The sequence below is a fragment of the Agathobaculum ammoniilyticum genome, from assembly GCF_025567315.1.
In the GTDB taxonomy this organism is placed as follows: domain Bacteria; phylum Bacillota; class Clostridia; order Oscillospirales; family Butyricicoccaceae; genus Agathobaculum; species Agathobaculum ammoniilyticum.
The window spans coordinates 108,591-129,821 of sequence record NZ_JAOQJE010000005.1; the positions used below are offsets into that span (position 1 = coordinate 108,591).

The 21,231-nt window shown below is 50.4% G+C and carries 32 protein-coding genes and 1 tRNA gene; 31 read left to right on the top strand and 2 right to left on the bottom strand.

All coding sequences use genetic code 11. The features are described 5' to 3' along the window. The 11 genes from OCV66_RS07150 to OCV66_RS07200 form a co-directional block, all read left to right on the top strand. Positions 1-463 (top strand): hypothetical protein (locus OCV66_RS07150; protein WP_262564095.1); only part of this gene is annotated, 463 nt, incomplete at its 5' end. After that, positions 456-770: a hypothetical protein gene (locus tag OCV66_RS07155; RefSeq protein ID WP_147574009.1), complete on the top strand. Its 315-nt coding sequence runs from the start codon at positions 456-458 to the stop codon at positions 768-770. The genes OCV66_RS07150 and OCV66_RS07155, both read left to right, overlap by 8 nt. Continuing rightward, entirely contained in the window at positions 763-951 is a 189-nt protein-coding gene (locus OCV66_RS07160) for a hypothetical protein (RefSeq protein WP_147574010.1), read from the top strand. The genes OCV66_RS07155 and OCV66_RS07160 overlap by 8 nt, the downstream gene beginning before the upstream one ends. A 172-nt stretch (positions 952-1,123) precedes the next feature. Further along, complete coding sequence (locus tag OCV66_RS07165) at positions 1,124-1,759, top strand: hypothetical protein (RefSeq protein WP_147574011.1); 636 nt, start codon at positions 1,124-1,126, stop codon at positions 1,757-1,759. After that, positions 1,756-2,022, top strand: a complete 267-nt coding sequence (locus tag OCV66_RS07170; RefSeq protein ID WP_147574012.1) for a nucleoside triphosphate pyrophosphohydrolase family protein — start codon at positions 1,756-1,758, stop codon at positions 2,020-2,022. Before OCV66_RS07165 ends, OCV66_RS07170 begins: the two co-directional genes overlap by 4 nt. Continuing rightward, a complete protein-coding gene (locus OCV66_RS07175; RefSeq protein ID WP_147574013.1) occupies positions 2,019-2,468 on the top strand; it encodes a YopX family protein in 450 nt (149 codons plus the stop codon). Before OCV66_RS07170 ends, OCV66_RS07175 begins: the two co-directional genes overlap by 4 nt. Then, on the top strand, positions 2,461-2,676 hold the full coding sequence (locus OCV66_RS07180; protein WP_147574014.1) for a DUF551 domain-containing protein: 216 nt from the start codon (positions 2,461-2,463) through the stop codon (positions 2,674-2,676). Before OCV66_RS07175 ends, OCV66_RS07180 begins: the two co-directional genes overlap by 8 nt. Continuing rightward, positions 2,669-2,818 (top strand): hypothetical protein, encoded by a 150-nt coding sequence (locus tag OCV66_RS07185; protein ID WP_262564100.1) that lies wholly within the window; start codon positions 2,669-2,671, stop codon positions 2,816-2,818. Before OCV66_RS07180 ends, OCV66_RS07185 begins: the two co-directional genes overlap by 8 nt. 68 nt (positions 2,819-2,886) lie before the next feature. Next, positions 2,887-3,294 carry a hypothetical protein gene (locus tag OCV66_RS07190; RefSeq protein WP_147574015.1) on the top strand — a complete coding sequence of 136 codons (408 nt, stop codon included), beginning with the start codon at positions 2,887-2,889 and terminating at the stop codon, positions 3,292-3,294. 113 nt (positions 3,295-3,407) lie between these two features. Then, positions 3,408-3,485: transfer RNA gene (locus tag OCV66_RS07195), tRNA-Arg, on the top strand. A 125-nt stretch (positions 3,486-3,610) separates the two neighbouring features. Then, a complete protein-coding gene (locus OCV66_RS07200) occupies positions 3,611-4,282 on the top strand; it encodes a hypothetical protein (protein ID WP_147574016.1) in 672 nt (223 codons plus the stop codon). Between the two features lie 66 nt (positions 4,283-4,348). Here OCV66_RS07200 and OCV66_RS07205 read toward each other — a convergent pair whose 3' ends face one another. Beyond that, the gene (locus tag OCV66_RS07205) at positions 4,349-4,948 is read right to left on the bottom strand and encodes a hypothetical protein (RefSeq protein ID WP_147574017.1); all 600 of its coding nucleotides are present in this window, start codon (positions 4,946-4,948) and stop codon (positions 4,349-4,351) included. A 142-nt stretch (positions 4,949-5,090) separates the two neighbouring features. After that, entirely contained in the window at positions 5,091-5,279 is a 189-nt protein-coding gene (locus tag OCV66_RS07210; RefSeq protein ID WP_147574018.1) for a hypothetical protein, read from the bottom strand. Positions 5,280-5,736: 457 nt separating this feature from the next. On the opposite strand from OCV66_RS07210, the gene OCV66_RS07215 reads away from it, so the two are divergent. From OCV66_RS07215 to OCV66_RS07310, 20 genes are all read left to right on the top strand, one after another. Beyond that, positions 5,737-6,048 (top strand): HNH endonuclease, encoded by a 312-nt coding sequence (locus OCV66_RS07215; RefSeq protein ID WP_147574068.1) that lies wholly within the window; start codon positions 5,737-5,739, stop codon positions 6,046-6,048. Positions 6,049-6,151: 103 nt separating this feature from the next. Next, positions 6,152-6,535, top strand: a complete 384-nt coding sequence (locus OCV66_RS07220) for a P27 family phage terminase small subunit (protein WP_147574019.1) — start codon at positions 6,152-6,154, stop codon at positions 6,533-6,535. Positions 6,536-6,551: 16 nt separating this feature from the next. Then, the gene (locus OCV66_RS07225; RefSeq protein ID WP_147574020.1) at positions 6,552-8,255 is read left to right on the top strand and encodes a terminase large subunit; all 1,704 of its coding nucleotides are present in this window, start codon (positions 6,552-6,554) and stop codon (positions 8,253-8,255) included. Between the two features lie 12 nt (positions 8,256-8,267). After that, a complete protein-coding gene (locus tag OCV66_RS07230) occupies positions 8,268-9,467 on the top strand; it encodes a phage portal protein (RefSeq protein WP_147574021.1) in 1,200 nt (399 codons plus the stop codon). 30 nt (positions 9,468-9,497) lie between these two features. Beyond that, positions 9,498-10,043, top strand: a complete 546-nt coding sequence (locus OCV66_RS07235; RefSeq protein ID WP_262564104.1) for an HK97 family phage prohead protease — start codon at positions 9,498-9,500, stop codon at positions 10,041-10,043. A 20-nt stretch (positions 10,044-10,063) separates the two neighbouring features. Beyond that, on the top strand, positions 10,064-11,725 hold the full coding sequence (locus OCV66_RS07240; RefSeq protein ID WP_262564106.1) for a phage major capsid protein: 1,662 nt from the start codon (positions 10,064-10,066) through the stop codon (positions 11,723-11,725). A 15-nt stretch (positions 11,726-11,740) separates the two neighbouring features. Continuing rightward, entirely contained in the window at positions 11,741-12,016 is a 276-nt protein-coding gene (locus OCV66_RS07245) for a hypothetical protein (RefSeq protein ID WP_147574023.1), read from the top strand. Next, positions 12,006-12,335: a head-tail adaptor protein gene (locus OCV66_RS07250; RefSeq protein ID WP_147574024.1), complete on the top strand. Its 330-nt coding sequence runs from the start codon at positions 12,006-12,008 to the stop codon at positions 12,333-12,335. The genes OCV66_RS07245 and OCV66_RS07250 overlap by 11 nt, the downstream gene beginning before the upstream one ends. Before the next feature lie 19 nt (positions 12,336-12,354). Beyond that, the gene (locus tag OCV66_RS07255; RefSeq protein ID WP_147574025.1) at positions 12,355-12,642 is read left to right on the top strand and encodes a hypothetical protein; all 288 of its coding nucleotides are present in this window, start codon (positions 12,355-12,357) and stop codon (positions 12,640-12,642) included. Then, positions 12,635-13,111, top strand: coding sequence for a hypothetical protein (locus tag OCV66_RS07260; protein WP_147574026.1), 477 nt, complete (start codon positions 12,635-12,637; stop codon positions 13,109-13,111). Before OCV66_RS07255 ends, OCV66_RS07260 begins: the two co-directional genes overlap by 8 nt. A gap of 6 nt (positions 13,112-13,117) precedes the next feature. Continuing rightward, entirely contained in the window at positions 13,118-14,011 is an 894-nt protein-coding gene (locus OCV66_RS07265; RefSeq protein ID WP_147574027.1) for a major tail protein, read from the top strand. Next, positions 14,012-14,377 carry a hypothetical protein gene (locus tag OCV66_RS07270; protein ID WP_147574028.1) on the top strand — a complete coding sequence of 122 codons (366 nt, stop codon included), beginning with the start codon at positions 14,012-14,014 and terminating at the stop codon, positions 14,375-14,377. A gap of 56 nt (positions 14,378-14,433) precedes the next feature. After that, entirely contained in the window at positions 14,434-14,562 is a 129-nt protein-coding gene (locus OCV66_RS07275) for a hypothetical protein (RefSeq protein ID WP_262564110.1), read from the top strand. A 10-nt stretch (positions 14,563-14,572) separates the two neighbouring features. After that, positions 14,573-17,221: a hypothetical protein gene (locus OCV66_RS07280; protein ID WP_147574029.1), complete on the top strand. Its 2,649-nt coding sequence runs from the start codon at positions 14,573-14,575 to the stop codon at positions 17,219-17,221. Beyond that, the gene (locus tag OCV66_RS07285; RefSeq protein ID WP_147574030.1) at positions 17,214-17,573 is read left to right on the top strand and encodes a hypothetical protein; all 360 of its coding nucleotides are present in this window, start codon (positions 17,214-17,216) and stop codon (positions 17,571-17,573) included. The genes OCV66_RS07280 and OCV66_RS07285 overlap by 8 nt, the downstream gene beginning before the upstream one ends. Further along, positions 17,573-19,099, top strand: coding sequence for a hypothetical protein (locus tag OCV66_RS07290; protein ID WP_147574031.1), 1,527 nt, complete (start codon positions 17,573-17,575; stop codon positions 19,097-19,099). Before OCV66_RS07285 ends, OCV66_RS07290 begins: the two co-directional genes overlap by 1 nt. Next, positions 19,080-19,583 carry a hypothetical protein gene (locus OCV66_RS07295; protein WP_147574032.1) on the top strand — a complete coding sequence of 168 codons (504 nt, stop codon included), beginning with the start codon at positions 19,080-19,082 and terminating at the stop codon, positions 19,581-19,583. Before OCV66_RS07290 ends, OCV66_RS07295 begins: the two co-directional genes overlap by 20 nt. Continuing rightward, positions 19,573-20,871, top strand: coding sequence for a glycine-rich domain-containing protein (locus OCV66_RS07300; RefSeq protein ID WP_147574033.1), 1,299 nt, complete (start codon positions 19,573-19,575; stop codon positions 20,869-20,871). Before OCV66_RS07295 ends, OCV66_RS07300 begins: the two co-directional genes overlap by 11 nt. Then, positions 20,871-21,125: a hypothetical protein gene (locus tag OCV66_RS07305; protein ID WP_147574034.1), complete on the top strand. Its 255-nt coding sequence runs from the start codon at positions 20,871-20,873 to the stop codon at positions 21,123-21,125. Before OCV66_RS07300 ends, OCV66_RS07305 begins: the two co-directional genes overlap by 1 nt. Positions 21,126-21,127: 2 nt before the next feature. After that, positions 21,128-21,231, top strand: a 104-nt coding sequence (locus OCV66_RS07310; protein WP_147574069.1) for an XkdX family protein, incomplete at its 3' end; no start/stop codon positions are given.

The window sequence follows — 21,231 nt, forward strand, 5'->3', positions numbered from 1 at the left end:
GGCAGTATTCCATTCTGGTACGGGAGAAATCAGGATGAGCGGGAAAGACATTGACCGCCTTGCTGCCTACGAGGAAACGGGCCTGGAGCCGGAGGACTTCGAAAGGGCATTTAATAAAGCTGCTGTTTTAAAACTGGCCGGACAAGCCCTTGGTATAACACCTGACCGCCTCCGCGAACTGGCCCAGGCGGACAAGGAGGGGCGGTGCATCATTCTTCCTGACCCGCAAAAGACACCTGTTTTAAGAAAAGGGACTCCCGTCTGGTATGTAGACAATGCAACCGGAGAAATCGAGCCTGGAAAAGTGTTTATTGCATCGTACAAGGACGGCAAACTGGATAGCTTTAGCGTTGATTTTGAGTGCGGAGACTTTGATGAATTTGTCGGTTCTGCATTGGGTAATTGCTTTTTTGGAAGTAAAGAGCAGGCCGAGGCCGCACTACGGAGGGAGCAGGATGGCTGAATACATCAAGCGAGAGGATGCAATCGATCTATTTTGGGCAATAGACCCAGAAAACGACGGCAACGACGGCTGCATGATTGTCCTTAAATGTGGCAACTACGACAGCAATGAAATAGAAGCCATGCTGTCTGCCCTCCCAGCCGCCGAGGTTGCGGAGGTGGTGCGTTGCAAGGATTGCCGATACTACCAGGACGCAAAAGCCAACAAGAAGGGGTTCCTGATTTGCCCAGCGTCCGGAATGGAAATTACCGAAACGGATTATTGCTCTTACGGCGCTCGCATGGACAAGGAGGACGAAAATGCATGAAATCGGCGAAATACTCACATGCATAGGTGTTTTTTGTTCGATTTGGTATCTTATGTTATTTGGCGCTGCGCTCACCATTGCGGAATTTTGGCCGGAGGAGAAGAAAGAGGTATACATGCAATCGGTGAAGCTCTTGATATCCGTGGTTGTTCTTGGTGTCGGCCACGCGATGTGCGGATGAATGGAGGATGTTGAAATGAAGTGCATCTGTGGATACGAGCAAGACAAGCCATTTGAACAATATAAAAACTTCGTCCCGTCTGGCATGATGAGAAATACACACACAGTAGAGGAGCACAAAAATCTGTATATCTGCCCTAAATGCGGTACAGTAAAATTTGAGGAGGTCGAGCATGAAATTTCGGAACCCTGAGACGGGAGAAGTGTTGACAGACGAGCAAGCACAATTGCGATTTTGTAAGGGCAGACATTGCTGTGAATGCCCAATGAATCAAGAATCACCTGATAAAGAGTGTTGTGTTGGTTTCAGAAAATCCCATCCCCACGAAGCCGCCCGCCTGATGGGCTATGAGGTGGTGGAGGATGACCATATTCCCCAAGCAGAGAAAAAGGAGGAAACCAACATGGACAAACCGAGAATTTGCGAAATATTAAGAGTTGAGCCAGGAGAGCCGTTTTATATCCGAGGATTTGATGATGTGTTGTTTTGGATAATGGACGACGGCACATTCATTACACAACCAAATAATGCGCCAGGGTCAGCAAGCACCCTTCTTCGGGCATTGGACCACCCCGACCGCATCATCCACAAGCCACGCTGGACGGAGCAGGAGGTGGAGGATGCTAAGGCGATACGGCGTATTATGTCAGAGTATACCGATATCGTAAGAGAAAAATATGGATGTGTGACTCACTTGTTCCTGACAAGCGAAGATGTTGTGGATTATTTTCTTGATTCTGAGTTGTTCCCCTCGCTCCGCCCCGGCGAAACCGTCACCCTTGACGAGATCATCGGAGGTGCGGAATGACTAACACCGAACTCTACCACCTCGCCCTTTCTACATACGGCGCAGAAGCCCAAACGCTCATGGTCATGGAAGAAATGTCCGAACTGCAAAAGGAGCTGTGCAAGCACGCCAGAGGGAAAGACAATCAGCTTTCCATTGCTGAAGAAATCGCCGATGTGCTTATCATGCTCGATCAGATGATGATACTGCACGATTGCGAAAGCATTGTAGCGCAGTATAAACAGGAAAAACTGGAGCGGCTGGAAGAGAGGTTGAAACAATGAGAGAGATCCTTTTCAAAGCAAGGCGGCTGGATAATAGAGAATGGGTGGAAGGGTATCTGGTCAAACACCCATCTGCAATCCAAATTGGGGATTGTTCCCCGTATTATATCAATGTACCGCCAGTCGACCCAGACGATAACGGGGGCATATTCGATGTTGACCCCTCCACGCTCTACCAGTACACCGGACTGACCGACAAGAACGGGAAGAAGATTTTTGAGGGGGACGTTTTAAAGATAGCAAAGAAGTCAGACGGAATGGGGGCATACTTCTTCCCATCGCTTGAATATCCGGTCAATGTCATGGTGAAGTGGGACATGTGTGCATGGATGTGGGAAACGCTTGGAGAGAACAAGTATTACATAAGTTTCCCAGATGCTTGGTGTCATTACGAATGTGAGGTAATCGGCTCCATCCACGACGGGGAGGGCGATCAGCATGAGTGAATGGATCAGCGTCAAGGAGAGGCTGCCGGAGACTGCTGGCGAATATCTTGTCGTGTACCATCCCTGTCACTGGGACATGGTGAGAGAAGAACTTCGTGTTGGTATTGATACATTTAGAGGGAAAACAGCATGGGCAAAGAAAAAATATCAGCGTGTCACCCACTGGATGCTCCTTCCTGAACCTCCGAAGGGAGATAACCATGCTTGATCTCTACATCAAATACCGAGGAGGCACCCCGTATCAATACCGGTACGGGGATGGGAGAGAAGCGATGAGGCTGTTTATTGACGGCGGATATAGTACGCCGGAGGAAGCAAAGAAAGCGTGGGAGCAGGAACAAAGTGACTGACTACTCACCTGAAATGCTTGAAATGCTCGCGCGCAGAAGAAAATATGACGAGTGGAGGGGAGAAGGGCTTGACCAAAAAGGAACTGTCGCAACTGTATTGGCTGAACAGGGAAATAGAGGAAGAGAAACGGAAGCTGTCAGAGCTTGAGGCGGCAGCAGCAGGATGTACGGCAAAGATCACCGGACTGCCGCATGTGTCGGGCGTACATGATAAAATCGGTGACTTGGGTATCCTGATCGCCGAGCAGAGGGACTTGATCGATCTCAAGGTGCGTCAGTCGGTAATAGAATATAACCGGCTGAATCGATACATAGCAAGCGTAGATGATGCGCAGATGCGGATGATTCTATCTTTGCGGTATGTGAATGGGCTGTCTTGGCAGGAGATCGCAGCCAACATGGGCCAAGAAGGGGATGGGAGCACACAGAGAAAAAAACACGATAAATTTCTGCATCAACTTTCCCTGAAATCCTGATGAACAAAGGCTATAATTATAATTGAGCAAAGCCACGAAGGGCTGAAACTCAAAAGCCTGAAATCCATGTTTTCCTCCATGTCTACCCGTCCTGCAGCAGCGGGGCGGGGACACGGCAGAGTAGAGCAGCGGCAGCTCGCGAGGAGACGATAACCTCGAGGCCGCCGGTTCGAATCCGGCCTCTGCAACCATGATAGTCATTTGCAGTTTGCTCCTATTCTTCAGAAAGCACTCTCTTAGTGAGGGTGCTTTTTCATAGTTACAGTCAATATACAAAAACAGAGAAATATGTTATTATTATTCATGAGGTGTTATCATGAATATCTTTGATGCGTTAGAATTTTTCAAAAAGTTTAAGTTCAAAACATACTTCAAGGAGCTATCCAAACGAGCAAAGATGTCATTTGTTTTTGGGAATATTATGGTTTTTGTACTCTTGTTTGTTATTTTTAACTGTTTTAGTATTTCATCCATCGGATATGGATTTGCAATCGTGGTTCTTTTTTTGATACCTGATTGCTATATATTAGGAAAATTGCCGAAAGAAAAAGTGACGTTTGAAATAAATGTTATTAAAGATGAAAGTAGCGATAATACAGTTGCAAAATATCGTATTTTTTTAAAAAATAAATCTTCGGAAGTTAAGTTTGATAGGATACAGGTAACATATCAATATTATCACGGGATACTATGTGCGCTCGATACACCATATATTCCAGAACACTTATCTGATATTTCCATTATTCTGCCTGTGGATGTTCATAATCAGCATAAACGAACAAAAGTACGAAAGTTGCCATCTCCAATAATTTTCCCTGAAGATAGCAAAGAAGTAGAAATAGAAGTTGATTTGGTAGTAGACTTAGGAGAAAAGGGATATCATCCATGTTTTGACTGGAACATTACATGTTCTGTCGCATTAATTACCACAGATGAAAGAAAATTATTGGTTTTGAATGATAGAAAATGGAGAGAAATTGAGTTATAATAGAGTTTATTTTTAAGCAGCTTCAGAAACGGGGCTGCTTAAGTTGCTATAAACGGTAGAGAAAAATTATTTGCGATATTCTTTACTTCTATATCTACGCCATTCAATAATATTTTTTTGAATTACTTTTCGGAAGTTCCAGTAGTTGAACATATTCCATGTGATAATAACTATAAGAATTGGTGGAGAAAAGATTAAAAGAATTTCCTTGATAACCGTTAAGGGGATATCAAATATATTGACCCCTGAAAAGCAAAGAAAATGGTAGCGAAAAAAGAAAAGGACATAGCAAAGAATGCCGAACAATGTAAATTCAAGCGTCTCGAAAATTGCCCGTAAACGTGTAGAAAATGCTTTATCTGATTTAGCGAAATGATGATATCGCGTTTCCCACAGAAAGGAATTGTCGTTTTCCAAAAAAACAATAAGATAGGATGCCAGATATGCAACACGTTTTTGATAGTTAGCTTCCTTAAATGCCGCGGGAACAAGTACGGTAAAAGGAATTAAATATAATAGAGGATTAGGAGAATCGAGAGCGATAACAACACCAATAAAGGTACATATCGTCGCTGAAACAAAAGTAGATAAGCTGTTTTGACTTCTCATGATTTCCATAATTTCCTCTCGTAGCATTGCATACTCTTGCTGAACTGGCCTGCTCATAAAAAGCCCCCATTTTTGTTTTATTTGTAAAATATTATAAATTATTTGTATTATTTTGGCAATTACATATGAAAAGAATAGGATGCTGTCGAAAAAATAAAGTGAGGCTATAAAACAATACATTAAGGGAAAACGCCGGGGATTACTCCTCGGCGCTGCCATTACAATATTCCGCAATAAATCGCTTGATCTCAGTTGTCGGGGTCGTACCGTTCTCGGCGCATTTTATCTTGAACGCTTCAAGGACTTCCGGTTTTAAGTCCAGAGGAAAGCGGACATAGGTGCGGCGGTTATATGCAGCTTGACGGGCATATTTACTTTTTTCTTCCATGTTGTACCTCCTCGATAATATCCCACAATAAAACAATAGCGGCCAGCAACAGGGCAATAATGGTTAAAGAATTAAAACCATACTTTACAGACAGGGCAAGGTTTGACAGAAAAATACATAGTATAGCAATAGATTTAATCTTGACCATATCTTTGCAAATGGGGTATACTGATGAAAGAGGTAGGGGAGGTTTCCCTCCCCGTTCTCTTAGCCCTTGAGCATCGTGTAGATTGCTGAAATGATTCCGGTAATGAGTGCCAACCATTCAAGAAGTTCTTTCAGTTTTTTCTTCCGACGCTTTCGGGCTTTTTTACTACCCATTTGCTTACCTCCTTTCCATGGTTTTATTATAGCATATGTACACGGACGTGTCAATAATAAAGGTGGAAAAAGTTATCGAAAATCAAAAATATTTCAGATGGACCGTCCGATTATGGGCGGTTTTGTTTTGGAAAGAATGACAAGAGAACAAATTGAACAATTTTATCAATCCGGAATATGGAAGCGTAAGCGGGCTATGATTTTACGGCGGGACGGATATATGTGCCAGCTATCGAAAAGATACGGTAAGCGTGTTGAAGCCGAGGTTGTGCATCATATTTTCCCATTGGAGGCTTATCCGGAATATGCGCTATGTAACTGGAATCTTATCGCGCTATCTAAGGCGGCTCACAATAAACTGCATGACCGGATAACGAACGAGCTGACGGATGAGGGCAAAAAGCTGCTGAGAGGGGTGGCGATCAAGCGCGGTTTTGGGTTGCATTGAACGCAATCCCCCCCTATTCGCGCGGTTAGGTCGAATTTTTAGACGGTCGGCAGGGTAACTCTTTCCAACTCTAAGCAGATTCCCACAAAGGGGGGTGTGAAATATGCCGAAAAAGTTAAAAAACAGCAGGCCAAAAACCGTTAAGGAAAGCATTATTGAGCAATGCGAGTTGGTCGGGACATACAAAGATGCATTTCTGCCCGTTATCGAAGCAGCCGCACGAACGATAGAGCAGCGGGATGCAGCATGGGAGGTGTTCGTCGAAGATGGATGCCGGTATGTGATAGACCATACCAATAGAGCGGACAACACGAACCTTGTGAAAAACCCACTTTTTTTGATATGGAGGGATTTAAATATGGATGCCTTGGCGATGTGGCGCGAACTGGGACTTACACCGTCTGGATATAAAAAGATTACAGGGGATAGCCAAAACCAGAAGAAAGGAAGCGCGCTCGCCGCTGCGCTGAAATCACTTGAAGCCTAAGCATTGGGAAGCGGTAATGGAATATGCGGAAAGCATTCGCAGCGGCCGTAAAATCGCATGCAGGGAATTGCGGCAGTCAGTGGAACGATTTTACCGCGACCTTAAAAATCCAGACTATGAGATAGACCATAAAGCGCCGGAGTTCTGCATCGGCATTATTGAGAAAACCTTTTGCCACCAGCAGGGCGAAAGGCTGGACGGTACACCGCTGCGTGGCACACCGTTCCTTCTGGAGCCATTCCATAAGTTTATCATCTATAACCTGGTCGGTTTCCAATTAAAGGGGACGGGTATTGTCCGATTCCATGAAGCGTTGATCTTTATCCCTCGTAAGAACATCAAGACCAGCTTTGCGGCTGCGCTGGCATGGTCGCTGGCGCTTTGGTACCGGAGGAGCGGCTCCAAGGTTTACATTACGGCGGCTGCGCTGATGCAGTCGCTCGAATCATTCAACTTCATTGATTATAATGTGTGCCGCATGGGAGAGGACATGAAGAGCGGTGGAAGCGTAAAGATCATCGATAACAACAATGAACACAGTATGGAGGCGACGCTGAGCGACGGCTCTTTTTTTATACGCGCTTTGGCCGCGAATCCGGATGCGCAGGACTCCCTGAACTGCAATATCGCGATCGTGGACGAAATCCATGCGCTCAAGCAGCCCAAGCAGTACAATCTCTTCAAGGAGGCAATGAAAGCCTACACGAACAAGCTGATTATCGGCATATCCACGGCTGGCGACAATGAGCAGTCGTTCCTCGGCCAACGGCTTGCATATTGCCGCAAGGTCTTGGACGGTACGGTAAAGGATGAGCAGTATTTTATTTTCATGTGCTGCGCAAACCCTGATCCGGAAACCGGCGAGATAGACTATACGAATCCGGCTGTGCATGAAATGGCAAATCCGGCCTATGGCGTTTCCATCCGGCCGGATGAAATCATGAACGACGCGCTACAGGCACAGAACGACCCACAACAGCGTAAAGACTTTTTTGCCAAGAGTCTGAATGTCTACACCAATGCGCTTAAGGCTTACTTTGATATCGAAGAATTTCGCCGCTCGGATGCGCGGTATAGCTGGACACTGGATGAATTGGCAAAGCTCCCGATTGACTGGTACGGTGGAGCGGACCTGTCCAAGCTGCATGACCTGACCGCTGCGGCGCTTTATGGGACATATAAGGAGGTGGATATCATCGTATCGCACGCATTCTTCCCAGTAGCGGCGGCGCACCGGAAAGCGGATGAAGATGGGATACCTCTGTTCGGGTGGGAGGAGGATGGCTTTTTAACCATGTGCAACAGCCCCACAGTAAACCATGCGGATGTAGTGAACTGGTTTATTGGTATGCGCAGGCGGGGATTCCGGATCAAACAGGTCGGCCATGACCGGAAATTCTGCAGGGAGTACTTCCTTGGCATGAAAGCGGCGCACTTTAACATCATAGATCAGCCGCAGTATTACTATAAGAAATCCGAGGGCTTCCGCCACATTGAGGAACGGGCGAAGAATGGGAAGTTGTATTACCTGCATTCGCAGGCGTTTGAATACTGTGTGGAAAATGTGCGCGCGGTCGAAAAGACGGACGACATGATCCAATATGAAAAGGTCCAACCGGAACACCGCATCGATATTTTTGACGCGGCTGTTTTTGCATGTGTCCGAAAGTTGGAAAATATGGAGCGCTCCAAAAAGGCCGCGAGCTGGTGGGGCGACTGACGAGGTGAAGACATGTCAAAGAGAAGAAAAGCGAGAACCAGAGCAGAACCGCAAAAGCGAAGTATCAGCTATCTGTGCAGCAGTGAGGCGTACGATACGCTATGTGTCAGCGGGTATACATCCCTTGCGCACAATCCAGAGGTTGTGACCTGTGTTGACCGGATCGCCAAGCTGATATCCAGCATGACGATCCAACTTATGCGAAATACGGAGCGAGGGGATGTGCGCGAAAGGGATGAACTTTCAAAGAAGATCGATATTTATCCAAACAGTAACATGACGCGGTCAACGTTTATTCACTGGATTGTGAAAACGATGCTGTTGGAGGGGAATGGAAACGCGGTGGTATTGCCGCGGTATGGTTTCCGGCAGGGGCGGTACTGGATAGACAACCTGAACCCCATACCGCCGGAAATGGCTGCATTTATCCCAGATGGTATTTTTGACTATTTTATTACAATCAACGGGCGCCGGTATGAGCCGGACGATGTATTGCATTTCGTTTCCAACCCGAATACGCGCTATCCATGGCTGGGGGATGGGTACAGGGTCGTCCTGAAGGATGTGGCGGACAACCTCAAGCAGTCGATGGCAACGGAAAAAGGCTTCATGTCCTCCAAATGGAAACCGTCGATCATTGTCAAGGTAGACGCGCTGACTGAGGAGTTTGCAAGCAAAGAAGGCCGCGCGCGTCTGCTGGATGAATATATCAGCACAAATGAGGCGGGGGAGCCGTGGATGATCCCAGCAGACCAGTTTGAGGTGCAGGAAATCCGGCCATTATCCCTGGCGGACCTTGCTCTGTCAGACATGGTGCAGCTCGATAAAAAGACGGTGGCCGCGATCCTTGGCGTGCCGCCTTTTGTTTTGGGCGTAGGGGAGTTCAGCAAAGATGCATGGAATAACTTTATCTCCACAACGATTATGCCGGTTGCCAAGGGGATCGAGCAGGAGTTGACCAAAAAGCTGCTGACAAGCCCAGACCTGTATTTCCGGTTTAACTCCCGCAGCCTGTACAGCTATGACCTGAAGGAGCTTGCAGAGGTTGGAGACAGCCAGTTTGAGCGGGGAATCATGACGGGAAATGAAGTCAGGTCATGGATCGACCTGCCGCCGTTGGAGGGGCTGGACGACCTTATCCTTCTGGAGAATTATATCAAACTTGACCAAATCGCGGATCAGAACAAGCTGAAACAGGGAGGGGGTGAATGAGTGGACAGAAAGCACAGGCAAATGCGCAGTATGACGGCAGGATTTCAAACACGGACAGATGAGGGCGATTTGTATATTGAGGGCTACTTCTCTGTGTTTGGCGGCGTATACGAGCTTTGGGAGGGAGCGAGTGAAACCATTGCACAGGGAGCGTTCCGTGAAACCTTGGATTGTGATATCCGTGCGCTGATCGACCATGAAAGCCGGCTGGTGCTGGGCAGGACAGCCGCAGGAACTTTGGAACTGCGAGAGGATGAAACAGGACTTTGGGGCAGGGTAAAGATCAATCCGAATGATCAGGATGCAATGAACCTGTACGAGCGTGTCAAACGGGGAGATGTAGACCAGTGTTCATTCGGGTTCGATATCCTCGACGAGGAAACGGCAACGCTGGATGACGGCGGCGTGAGGTGGACGATTAAAAAAGTGAGGCTGCACGAGGTATCGGTCGTAACGTTCCCAGCCTATGAAGATACAGCCGTGACTGCGCGAAAGCGGGATTACGAGGATATCCGAAAACGAAAAAAAGAAGCCTGGCAGAATGCCATGCGTCAAAAATTAAAAGGAGTGGAATGAAATTGGCACTTAGAGGTTTGATGCTCAGTAAAAAAATTACCGAGAAAAAGAAGCTGCTCGATGAACTGCGCGCAAAGGATGCGGAGTTTGAAGCCAGGGAAGCCGAGCTGACCGCCGCAATCGACGAGGCGGAAACCGACGAAGAAAAGACGACGGTAGAGGATATGGTCGACCAGTTTGACAAGGATAAAGCAGCCCATGAGGAAGCAAAAACAACTCTCGAGGGAGAAATCAGTGAAATGGAGGGCGAGCTTGCAGAAATCGCGAAAGAGCCGCCTGCACAGAGGGAAAACGTAAGCAGAAAGGAAGTAAGAAACATGCCTCTTGATATCAATATCCGTACGCTGCCCAAACATGTCCGCGCATTCGACGCGCTGCCGATGGAGCGCCGTGAAGCAATCGTGAAGCAGCAGGACGTGCGGGATTTTCTGGGCCGGTTCCGTGAAATCCGCCATACGCGTGCAATCTCCGGCGCGGATCTGACGATTCCGGTTGTGTTCCTCGACCTGATTGCGGAAAATATGTACCGCTATTCCAAACTTCTCAACCGCGTGCGCGTGCGCAATGTAAACGGGCAGGCGCGGCAGACGATCGCGGGCATTGCCCCGGAAGCTGTATGGACGGAGATGTGCGGCGCGATCAATGAACTGGAGTTTGGCTTCAATCAGATCACGGTGGACGGCTTCAAGGTCGCCGGTTATATCCCAGTATGCAATTCCTTGCTGGAGGATTCGGATATCGCGCTCGCGTCGTGGATCGTGGAGATGATTTCAGAATCCCTCGGCTATGCCAAGGATAAGGCGATCCTGTACGGCAAGGGTGCGGCCTCCAAGATGCCGCTTGGTATTGTGACCCGTCTTGCACAAACCTCCGCTCCATCGGATTATCCGGCGAATGCTCCGGCATGGACCAACCTGCATACGACGAATATCATCAAGATAGACAGCACTCTGACCGGCGCAGAGTTCTGGTCTGCCCTGATGCTGGCGGCCGGCAATACATTCACACGCTATAGCAGGGGAAATCAGTTCTGGGCAATGAACAGCAAGACCTATGCGCTGCTTAAAAGCAAGGTCATCACCTTTACCGCGACCGGCGATATTGTTTCCAATGTGTTCGGTACGCTGCCCATCATTAATGGCGATATCGATATTCTGGAGTTTATTCCGGACGGCGATATCATTGGCGGCTATGGAGATCTTTATCTGTGGGCGCAGCGCAGCGGTACAGTAATCGATATGTCTGAGCATGTCATGTTTATCCAGGATAATACGGTATATCGCGGCAAGGAGCGGGCGGATGGCGCACCGATCATCCCAGGGGCGTTTGTGGCGATCAACATTGAGAACAAGGCAGTGACAACGGTGATGGACTTTGCGGCTGACAATGCGAACGACGCGCAGCTCATCGCATTGGCGGTTGGCAGCGAAAAGCTTACCCCGACTTTTGCGCCGGATACTTACAGCTATACGGTGACTGCGTCCGGAACTTCGGCAAAAATCGAGGCTACTCCGTCACAGGCAGGGGCGCAGATCGCAATTGAATACAATGGACAGAATGTTCGCAATGGGGGAACGGTGACCTGGCTTGCGGACAGCACGCCGCATCCGCTTACTGTGACGGTCAAGCAGAGCAACGCTGTTCGTGTATACACAGTGAACGTCACCAAGGCCTCCGGCTGATCGGAGGGATAGGAAATGGCGCAGCCTGATTTCATGGCGCTGTTGAAAATCGACCTGGGGATCATAGGTACGGCTTATGACCCCCAGCTTGTACAGCTCATAGATGCGGCGCGGGCGTTTATTGCCCGCGAGGGTATTGCGCTGACGGACAGCGCTGAGGACACGCAATTGCTCGTTATGTACGCCGCATACCTGTTCCGAAAGCGCGCGACAAATGAAGGGATGCCGCGTATGCTGCGCTGGGCGCTCAACAACCGCATTTTTTCAGGAGGTGGATCGGATGCTCCTTGACAGTGGCATTGTGACCATTTACCGGCAGGAAAATATAGCAGAGGCGGGAGACATGCCGCAATACGGATGGACGCAGGTCTGGCAGTCCTTTTATGGGGAAAAGACCGTTGGCGTAGGACGCTACTATGTGGCGATGGCTCAGAACGACCAAATTGACCTGCTGATTGAGGTGCAGAGAAACCGCCAGCTTTCGGCTGCAACGGACAGGGCGGAGCTTGATGGGACATATTACCGCATTGTTCAGATTCAGCATGTTCAAGATGACGACGGGCTGCCCAAGACAGACCTTGCGCTGGAAAGGATCGAGGGTCTTGAATGAAACGGTGAAGAAAGCTCTTTTGAGTGTAAGTCAAAGCGTCTATCTGTATACCGCCGGAGGAAACCGGAAGCCGCCGTATATCGTATATGGCGTGGACGGTGACAATAGCCTGTTCGGTGGAGATCGGCGGGCGGAACTGGCAGACAGCGGGTATATCGACCTTTATACCAAGGATGCGGAGGACAGCTTAATAGACGCCATCCCAGCGGCGCTCGAAGCCGCAGGGGTGGCCTTTTATTTGAACTCCGTGCAGTATGAGGATACGGCAAACCTTGTGCACTATGAATGGCGGTGGGAATGTGCCTAAAGCGAAGGTGACAACTAATGCAATCAATGATTGTTTAGAAATGATAAACCGTTTGGGCGGTAACATCGAGGAGGTTGCAAAGCGTGCAGTCTATGAGGGAGCCAAAATCATAGCAGATGAAATTGGCCGGAATATTGACGCGCTGCCAATTGATGAGCATTGGGGGACCAGAGAAAACCCGCTTCATGGCGTACGGAAATTTCAAAAGGATGGGCTGTCTGAGAGCTTTGGCATAGCGCCTATGAGAAACGATAAAGGGCTCATTAACACGCGCCTTGGATTTGACCATGAGGATTACAATTCGCATGGTCAGGCAAACGCCATGATTGCCCGCGCAGTGAACAGCGGAACATCTTTTTCGGAGAAAATGCCGTTTTTTGAAAATGCTGTCCGTGCAACGCGCGCGCAAGCAAGAAAAAAGATGGTGGAAGCAGCGGAAAAGGAACTTGAGAAAATCACAAAGGAGTGAAGATAAATGGCGACAATCGGTTTGAGCAAGCCATATTACGCAATTTATAACGAGAACGGTGGGAACCCGACCTATGCGGAGGGATCGCTGATCGGCAAAGCGACGGAAATGACGCTGGAGCTGGAAGGGGCGGACGCCAATGTACTGTACGCGGATAACGGGCCGGCCGAGAGCGACAATCAGTTTGCAGGCGGCACGCTGACCATCAGTACAGACGATTTGCTGCCGGACCCGATGCTGGCGATCCTCGGTCTGAAAGCAGAGGAAATGGATCTGGATGGAGCAGCGACAACCGCGCCGAAGTGGATCGTATACGATGACGACCAGGCAATCCCTTATGTTGGGTTCGGCGGCGTCATTAAGGCAAAGCAGTCTGGTGCGACCAGATGGATTGCGGTGGTACTGACGAAAGTACAGTTTGCCAACCCGGGGATTTCTGCGGTGACGCAGGGTGATACAATCGAATGGCAGACAAAGGAGTTGACCGCTACTGTCATGCGGGATGACAGCACCAAGCATACCTGGCAGATGCAGTCTACCCCGATGAAAACGGAAGCGGACGCGGAGGCGGCGATCAAGAAAGCGCTGGGCATCGCGGACAATATCCCAACCCTGGGCGTGCTGACGGTTTCCAGCGCCGAGGGTACAGAGACGGGAGAAACCAGGATTACGGTAACGCCGCCGAAAAGCGGCAGCAACCACTATGTTTATAAAACTGGTGCGACGGTTGATCTGCCGGCAGGCTACGGAGCCGATGTTTCCTCAGGCTGGACAGCTTGGAACGGGACGGACGATATTGCCGCCGCAACGGGGAATGAAATCGGGATTGTGGAAGCAGATGCAGGCAATAAGGCGGTGGCGGCAGGCAAAGCCACCGTTACGGCGAAAGCTGGTGAATAAATGCGGACAGCAATAGTCAAAATTTGTGGAAAAGAATATATCGCCTGCTTTTCCACGCGCGTACTGATGGCGTTGGAGGAGCGTGAGGGCGACAGCACCAAAGGCCTGCAGCGTATCCTGTCCGAAAATAAGGTATCTGACCTTTTCTGGCTGCTTGCACAGATGATCGATGCAGGCGACCGCTATGCAAAGCTGGAGGGGCTGGATAATCCAGGAAAGCTTGCACTGGATGACCTGATCGATCTTATCGGCGTGGATGAATACGAGGGAGTGTTCCGCGCGGTCACGGAAACGGTAAAGGCGGGGAACACCCCGAACGTAGAGGTGAAACCGGCAAAAAACGGGAAAGCCACTCAGGGCGCATAACACCTGAGTGGTTCCTCTGGTATGGGATGAAATTGGGACTATCAAGGGATGAAACCTTGACAGTCCCTTTTTCGTTGCTGCTTGACCTGATTGCAGTAGAGCAGATTAAGAACGAGGGCGCGGAACAGAAGCCGTCCGCACAGGACGAAGAAGCCGAATTTTTCCGGCTCTTAAGCTATCAGTGAGGAGGAAGAAATGGCGACAGATGTAAGCATCCGTGTAGGCGTGGATGGAGAAAAAGAGTTTCGGTCGGCCTTGAGCGGAATCAACAGCCAAATCAAGAACCTCAATTCGGAAATGAAAACTGTCGTATCCTCCATGACCGGTATGGACGATGCAGAAGAAAGAGCAGCAAAGCAGACGGATGTATTAGGACGGTCCATTGCCGCGACCAAACAGAAAATATCGATCCTGTCTGCGGAGTATGACCGCCAGAAAGCAGCCCTTGCCCAGATGGGCGACGCGCTCTCCCGAACTGAACAGGAGTTCGGGAAGAACTCCACGCAGGCGGTAAAGGCGCAAAATGCCTATAACCGGCAGGCTAAAGCGGTCAACGACCTCGGCACGCAGCTCAATAACGCGACCGCAGATTTGAACCGCATGGAAAAGGAAATGCGGGATATTGAGAGCGGCGCGGACAAAGCGGGGGGCGCACTGGATGATCTGGGAGATGGCGCGGATAAGGCCGGCGGAAGTCTGCGGGATGCATTCATCGGCGGCGCGATTGCGGGCGGTATACAATCGCTGGTTTCCGGTATTTCCGGATTAGTGGATGAAACCACAGAATACCGTAAGATCATGGGTACGCTTGAAGTATCCAGCCAAAGGGCGGGCTATTCTGCGGAGCAAACAGCGGCGAGCTACAAGCAGCTATACGGCGTGATAGGCGATGACCAGCAGAGCGCGACAGCATTGGCAAACCTGCAGGCGCTCGGCGTTTCACAGGATCAGCTTACGCAGTTTGTAGACGGTGCAATCGGTGCATGGGCGACCTATGGAGACAGCATCCCTATCGACAGTCTTGCGGAAGCGATTAATGAAACTGTGCAGGCTGGTACGGTGACCGGCACATTTGCCGATGTCCTTAACTGGGCGGGAACGTCAGAGGATGAATTTAACGAGAAGCTGCAAGCAACAAGCGATCCGGCGGAACGGGCCAATATGGTTTTGCAGGAGCTTGCCAATCAGGGGTTGATGGGCGCAGCCGAGGCTTGGCGCGAGAATAATTCCGCTATGGTGGAATCCAACGAAGCGCAGGCAGAAATGAACGAATCTCTGGCGAGCATTGGAGAAACGCTTTCGCCTGTGGTTTCGATGTTGACCGAGGGGCTTGCAGCAGCGCTACAGGCTATCCAGCCAGGCATCCAGTTTATTGTGGATAATTCACCGGTGATTATTGCAGCTCTTGCCGGTATCGCAGCGGGTATTGCGGCTATGAATCTTGGCACGATTATCAGTATGATCTCAAGCATTGGCCCTGCGATTGCTGGCATGGTAGCTGCCATTGGTGGGCCTGTCACGGTGATTGTGGCAGCGATTTCGGGAATCGCAGCGGCAGTGGTAGCGCTCTGGAACACAAACGAGGGTTTTAGAAACGCTGTGCAGGGAATATGGGAAGCGATAAAGGGCTTTTTTGTAGGAGCCTGGCAATCCATACAAGCAGCCTGGAATGCGGCGCAGCCTTATTTTCAGGCAATATGGAACGCAATACAGGCAATATTTTCAGCCGTACAGCCATACCTGTCCGCGGCGTTTTCCGGCGCATGGTCCGCGATACAGTCTGTCTGGAACACGGCTACGGGATTTTTCCAAGCGATATGGAACTCGATCGCCGGAATTTTCTCTGTGGTGCAATCGGTGCTGTCCGGCGATTTCTCCGGTGCATGGGAGGCGATTAAGGGGATCGTATCAACTTGGACGGGCTATTTTCGAGATCGGTGGAATGATATCCGGAATGTATTTTCTGATGCCTTTAACGCATTTCTGGATATTGGAACACAGATTGTAAACGGTATCAAGCAGGGCATCGCAAATGCCTGGGATGCGTTGACCGGCTGGGTGCGTGAAAAATTCCAAGGGCTGATTGACAGCGCGAAAAGCCTGTTCGGCATTAACTCCCCTTCCCGTGTATTTCGCGATCAGATAGGTCTGATGATTGCAGAGGGGCTTGCGCTCGGTATTGAAGAAGGCATGCCCGATGCGGTCGGCGCGGCGGAAGGCATGGCTGCGGCCGTGACTGAGGCGAGCCGGACGGAGGTCGAAGCGCCGGCAGTGGGAACCTTGGGCGCTGATACATTCAGCGGGGTTGTAGCAGCATTGGAAGATACAGAGCCGATTCTTACCGAATATCTGACAGCAATGCTTGAACGCGCGAATGAGTTGATAAGAAGCTATTTCAATCAGTTCCGGCAGGCAGGGCTGTACCTGATGCAAGGCGTTGCACAAGGTGTTCGGGATGGCCGCAGCGGTGTGATCAATGCGATTGAGTCGGCTCTTTGGGCTGCGGTTGAAGCAGCGAAAGCGGCAATGGAGATCAGCAGCCCGTCCAGAGTGTTCGCGGAGATTGGCGGGTACATGGGTGATGGTATCGGCGTCGGATTCGATAAGGCGATGCTTGATGTCAACCAAAATATTGCGGCGGCAATGATGCGGCCGCTGGACCGTATCCGCAAGGACGATATGCTAAATGCCGCGGCGGCTACTGTCAACGGTATGTCGGCGGTCGGAACTGCATCGGCGCAGACGGTAATTATACCGATAAATCTGAACGGAAAACAGATCGCAGAGGTTGTCTTTGACCCGCTGAAAGGAATTGCGAAGCAAAGGGGCGTTGCACTTGGATAATATCATGATAGGCGAAATTGAGATGCCGCGCACGCGAACGCTGGAAATCGGCGGGGAATACGAAAGCAAAGAAGCGACGATGGCCTCGGGCAAGATCGTGCGGGATGTGCTGGGCTGGCGTGCCGAATTAACGGCGACATGGGAGTGGGTGCCGGCCGGCCTGCTTAAGCAGCTTGTCCCAATTGCCCGCAGCGGAGCGTTCGTGACCATCCAATACCCAGACAGTACAGGAGGGGACACAAGCGGTGTGTTCTCCATTGAAATCGGGAACCAGAAAATATTCAAGTTCCGCAGCGGCGTGCCATATTGGTATAACGTGGAACTTACCGCGACGGCACAGGAGGTAGTCTGATGGTGCCGACAACAGCCGCCTATAACCCTTATACCGACCTCCGGCGCGCAGAACTGTCCTTTGTGTTCGGTGTGGTTGCGCCCGAAGCGGCTGAAACTGCACAGGCTTCCTCTTCCGCACAGTCGTCTGTTTCCCAGCTTGAGCAAACTACTGATGAAGTGGAGCAGATGAGCGGGAAGTATACCGCGTTGGAGACAAACATGTGGATTCTGGACGGCACGATGCAGCTTTACCCGGGCGCGCAGGCAGGCTGGCAGGGAAACGATATATCCGGCGATGACAAGGCGTTCCAGTCTGCCCCATGGCTGGAATTTTCCTTTGCACAGAATCAGGACAGCTACGGCTTTACCCTGATCTTCGACAACACCCAGCCGGATAATTATCCATCCGAGGTCGTAACGACGACCTACGACCTGAACGGAGGACAGATTGGAACGGTGACCACGAGGCCGACAGGCTATCTTCATATCGTTAACCTGCCGACGCAGGATTACCGAAAAGTACGGTTTGTGTTTGTGGGGACAAATATCCCGCATCGCCGTGTGCGGGTCTGTCAGGTGCGGTTTGGTATCAATTATATCTACGGTGCGGCCAATACGGAAAGCGTGACCGTGCGGCAATCGGTATCGCCCTGGTGCGAAAGCCTGCCTTCTGCGGAGATTGACGCGACTGTAGACAATAGCGATCAGCTTTATAACATGATAAATCCGGAGGGCTTGTATCTCTATTTGCAGGATGGGCAGTACATGGAATGGGCGATTACGGTAAATGGCGAGAAAATCGACATGGGACGGCAGTATTTCACATCAGCCGAGAGCGAGGACGGAGGCTTAACGGCCTCTATCACGTTTAACGACCGGCTGCTTGTCATGGATGATATGGAGTACAATGACGGCGCAAGCGGGACGTGGACGCTCTCGGAAGCGATAAGCGCCCTGCTTGCCGCGAGCGGGACGGGCATTGAAGCGGTGTTTGAAAGTTCCCTTGGGAGCACGGTTATCCGCAAGTGCATCCCGCAGAAGACCAAGATACGCGAAGCCATCCGGCTATGTGTGCAAGCGGCTATGTGTACCTGCTTTATCGACCGCAGCAACGCCCTGCATGTATTCCGGCCGGCCATTAGCGCACAGGCAGACGAATGGACGCGGGACGTACAGCATGAGGATGCGCAGGTCAAGGTCGGCCAGCTCTACAATGTTGTACAGCTCACCCGCAGGGATGAATACCAGGAGAACACTGAGGACGAAGTGTTTACCGCAAAGAATATAGCGGTGGATGATTTTGAGCGTGTTTATGAGGTGGATAATCCGCTGGTCAATGACGGCAATGCAGCAGCGCAATGGATTCTTGGATGGGTTCAGCGCCGCGTTTCTTACGAGGTAACAACGCGCGGGAATCCGGCGCTTGATCTGCTCGATACAGTACAGATTGATGATGTCTACAGCGTAAATGGGAAAGCAATTCTGACACAGCTTGATTATTCCTATGATGGAGGGTTGCAATGCGATGCCGCAGCAATTAGATGATCTGATCTTTGACCGCACAGCGGCAGACGTGCAGCGGGTGAAAACTCTGACGGGGAAGCTGTCGGCCGGCACGGCGACCGAAGAAGAAAAGGCGGAATGGCTGGCGGGTATGAAAGGCGCGTACAACGCCGCTGACCTTAACCGCGTGGGCGCGGCGGCGGTGTATCTTACCGAACGGCTTTACGCGCTGGGGTATACTGTGCCGGCCGTACCCAAAACCGACTGGCAGGAGGGCAGTTTCCCGACGGCATCCGCGATGGAGCAGTACATCGAAAATATACACCTGCTGCGGGATTGTGTGCCTTACGCTGCACCAGACGCGCCCGGGGCTGCGGAAAAGCTGACCTTTCAGGAAGCAAACAACATTGAGGAAATTTTACACACATTGGAGCGTGTATTGCTTGCCATGCAGGAGGGCTTCAAGCTGCGGCAGGCAGATACACTTTTTATGATCGCGGGAGGGGTGTTTAATAATGCGGGATAGAATGCCAGCGCCGGGGCGCGAGAACCGTATCAGGATCACACAGGACGATGGGACGGTCATAGCGGGAAAGCTGGAATATGACGATCAGGCGACGCAGGAGGGCAGCCCCTATACAAAGGGGAACGTATTGCCGGACGAAGTGTGCGACCTGATGGGGCTGGACAATGACACAAGCGAACCTGACGACGCTTTCCGGTATTTGGGGTTGATGCGGGCAAGCGTTCATGGAAAAATCGTTGTGACTGTGACAAGCAATGGTCTCCCGCTTCAGGATATCAATTTTACGATTGGAAGCAATTCTGTCAAGACCAATAGCCAGGGGCAGGCATCTATTATCCTCTCCCCAGGCAATTATACAGCGACATTTTCCAATACGCTTGACCTGAATTTTTCCCCAGCATCGATGCAGGTGACAGCGACGAAAGGGAAAATCAATTATTACAACGTCACAGCGACAGAATCTGCTACAACACAGGCAACGTTTACATCTTCTACGAACATCAGTTTCTCAGGCCGCGTCAGCGATTTCGATATTTTTTGTGTTGGCGGCGGTGGAAGCGGTGGAGCTTCTGTTTACAGTTATCAGAATGATTATCCCGAACGTCGCGCAGTGGGAATCGGCGGAGGGGGTGGATATGCCAAAACCACGAATAGTGTGAAAAATGATAATTCTATATTATCAATTGTGGTCGGCAGCGGCGGAGCATCGGTGATGGCAAAAGATCCGTCAACATCAGGAATAGCAAACGGAAACGACGGCGGCGAAACTTATGTAAGTAGAAATGGCATCAAGCTATGTTCCGCACCTGGCGGCGGTGGAGGCTTGAGTAATCGAATCTGGCAACGCGAAGGCCTTAACGGTGCTGACGGCGGCTCTGGAAGCGGCGCAGCAAGCTACCCAGATATTATTTCTGTTGGTGCAAGCGGCGAAAACGGAGAAGACGGCAAAGATGCCGCGTTTATCGTGAGTGGAAGGTATATCGGAGGCAAAGGCCAGGGCCAAACGACAAGAGCTTTTGGCGAATCGTCCGGAACAATATATTCCCCTGCTGGTGGTTCTTCGATAGCTGGGTATGGATCAGTATATGCAACTGGTAGTCCTGGAACAGGAGGAGGCGCGGCCGCTGTCAGTGTAACAGAACAGCATATAACCGCTAAATCCGGAACGGTTGCGGGGGCTGGCGGCGGCGGTGCAGCGTTAAACTATAAGGATTCAGGTTTAAATTTTACCGCTACATCTGGCGCGGGCCGAAACGGACTTGTTATCATCCGTTGGAGGTACACGTAATGACATATGGAATCATTGAAAACGGAAAATGTATAAACGCCATTGAAGCGGATGTGGATTTTGCCGAAGCCATAGGCGCGATAGAGATTCCGGACGGTTTTTGGATTGGTGATTATTATAATGGCGGGTGGCATCATGAAAAACCGCAGCCAGAAACCCAGTCTCTCGGCCAGCAGATCACAGACGAACAACTGGAACGCATCGAAATGGGACAAGCTTACACCGACCTTGAGCTTGCGATCTTAGGAGGTTGACCATGTACGAAAACATCAAAGAGCGGTATCTCAAAGGCTATATACGCGACGACCAGCTCGACAGGTATGTAAAGCTGGACGTTATCACGGAGGAACAGGCGGAGCA